The sequence below is a fragment of the Pseudomonas sp. UF-293 genome, from assembly GCF_058245595.1.
The window spans coordinates 1-1,651 of the sequence record NZ_JBSICA010000063.1; the positions used below are offsets into that span (position 1 = coordinate 1).

General features: G+C 62.8%; 1 protein-coding gene. It reads left to right on the forward strand.

All coding sequences use genetic code 11. The features are described 5' to 3' along the window. The coding region (locus tag AC4IHP_RS27770) for an RHS domain-containing protein (protein ID WP_490833280.1) at nt 1-1,651 on the forward strand (1,651 nt) is incomplete at both ends.

Below are 1,651 nucleotides of genomic sequence, written 5' to 3' on the forward strand. Positions count from 1 at the left end.
CAGTTGCTGTCGTTGCGCTACCCGGACAGCAGCCGCCATCGCTGGGTGTGGAATGAGCTCGGCCAGCTCATCGAAGAAACCCTGCCCGATGGCGGCGTGCGGCGCTTTTCCTACGACGCGCTGGGCCGGCGGATTACCACTCAGAACGAATTGGGTGTTGTCAGCCGTCAGCAGTGGGACGCCGCCGGCCGACTGATCCTGACGACTTCTCCTACGGGCAGCACGCGCGCCTACAGCTACGGCGCCTACGGCCAGATCACCGCTGAGCGCGACGAGCTCGGGCGCATCACCCGCTACGAATATGACGACGACCTGCATCTGGTCTCACGACGGATCAACCCCGACGGCACCCGCGTGCAGTATCGCTATGACCATGCGCGGCTGTTGCTGACCGAGATTGAAAACGAATCGGGCGAAAAATACCGACTGGATTACACGCCGACCGGATTGATCCGACAGGAAACCGGGTTTGATGGGCGGCGGACTGCCTACGCCTACGACCTCAATGGTCATCTGCTGGAGAAAACCGAGTTTGGTGATTTCGGTCCCAGTTTGGTCACCCACTACCGGCGCGACAAGGCCGGGCGTTTGCTGGTCAAAACCCTGCCCGATGGCGCCAAGATCCGCTACGACTACGACCGCCTCGGGCGCTTGGTTGCTGTCGATGATGGCCAGAACCATCCGCTGGCCTTCGAGTACGACCGTCAGGATCGCTTGATCACCGAACACCAAGGCTGGGGCACCTTACGCTACGCCTATGACGCCTGCGGTCAGCTCAAACGCCTGCGCCTGCCGGACAGCAGCAAGCTTGATTATCACTACGCCAAGGGCGGTGCGCTGTCAGCCATCGACCTCAACGGCACGCCGCTCACGCGTCACGTCTATCAGTCCGGTCGCGAACAGCAACGCCAGCAGGGACTGCTGCTCAGCGAATATACCTACGACGATCAGGGCCGCTTGCTTGCCCACGCTGTAGGTCATCGCCACGCTTCGCTGTACCGCCGCGATTATGCCTACAGCGCCAATGGCAATCTCGAGCACATTGCCGACAGCCGCCACGGCCAGCGCACCTACGGCTACGACGCCCTCGACCGGTTGATTCGGGTACGTCACTCGCGCGACGAACTGCCCGAATCCTTCGCCCACGACCCGGCCGGCAACCTGCTGATGCAGGACCGCCCGGGCCCTGCGCAGATCAAGGGCAATCGCCTGCTGATGCAGGGCGACCGCCATTACGACTACGACGCCTTCGGCAACCTGATCCGCGAACGCCGTGGCCACGGCCAGACCCTGGTCACCGAATACCGCTACGACTGCCAGCACCGCCTGATCGGCCTGACCCGCCCCGACGGCCAGACCGCCACGTATCACTACGACGCCTTCGGCCGGCGGATCCGCAAAACCGTCGACGGTGTCGTCACCGAATTTTTCTGGCAAGGCGAACACCTCGTCGCCGAAAGCAGCACCACGCAATACCGCAGCTTCCTCTACGAACCCGGCACCTTCCGCCCGTTGGCGATGCTCGACGGCAAAGGCCCGAAAAAAGCCTGCCCCTTCTACTACCAACTCGACCACCTCGGCACCCCACAGGAACTCACCGACTACAGCGGCGAAATCGTCTGGTCCGCGCAATACGACGCCTACGGCAAAG